General features: G+C 59.2%; 1 pseudogene. It reads right to left on the bottom strand.

Going from position 1 to position 857, the window contains the following annotated elements:
- Nucleotides 1-17: 17 nt before the first annotated feature.
- Nucleotides 18-754: pseudogene (locus QM467_RS19725) on the bottom strand (IS5 family transposase).
- Nucleotides 755-857: the final 103 nt, after the last annotated feature.

Below are 857 nucleotides of genomic sequence, written 5' to 3'. Positions count from 1 at the left end.
CTAGGGCCGATCGACATTCAGCGTAGCCAGATCATAGCTGCCGCGAGATGGACGAAGCCGGTGAAGTGAACCTTCCGCCTGTCATAGCGCGTGGCAAACCGGCGGAAATGCTTGAGGCGACTGAAGCAGCGCTCAATGCGATTGCGGTGTTTGTAAAGCGAGGCGTCGTGCGGAATGATGATTTTGCGTGAACGATTGGAAGGGATCACGACTACCGCCTCCATTTCGTCGATGCGCTTGCGTAACGCATTGCTGTCATAGGCTTTATCAGCAAGGACGGCCTTGCCCGACTGCCCTTCGAGCAAGGTGGCCGCTTGGGTGATGTCGCCAGTCTGCCCGGCCGTCACGATGAAGCGAAGTGGTCGCCCGAGCGCATCGGCGAGCATGTGAATCTTGGTGGTCAACCCTCCTCGGGAACGCCCCAGCGCCTGATCTTGAGCCCCCCTTTTCCGCTCGCCGACTGTTGATGCGCGCGCACGATGGTGCTGTCGATCATGAGATAAGCGTTGTCGCGGTCAGCGGTCAGAGCTTCGAATATCCGCTCCCAGACGCCCGCGTGACACCAGCGGCTGAACCGCCGATGCGCCGTCTTCCAGCGCCCATAGCGCTCAGGCAAGTCGCACCAGTGGGCGCCGGAACGCAAAACCCATAAGCAGCCATTCACAAACAGGCGGTTATCCGATCCTGTCCGTCCGGGATCGCCCGCCTTGCCTGGAGTCAGAGGCGCAATTTTTGCCCATTGCGCCTCACTCAATTCATACCGTTTGACCGCCAACGTCCACTCCCGCGACTCAGAACGGTCTCCTATGAATCAGCAATTAGCATGTCGGGGAATCCTGAATGTCGATCCGACCTAG

The sequence above is a fragment of the Rhodoblastus sp. 17X3 genome (genome assembly GCF_030056575.1).
In the GTDB taxonomy this organism is placed as follows: Bacteria; Pseudomonadota; Alphaproteobacteria; order Rhizobiales; family Beijerinckiaceae; genus Rhodoblastus.
Note: the sequence above shows the minus strand (reverse complement) of the source record. Positions and strands in the feature narration are given on the sequence as shown.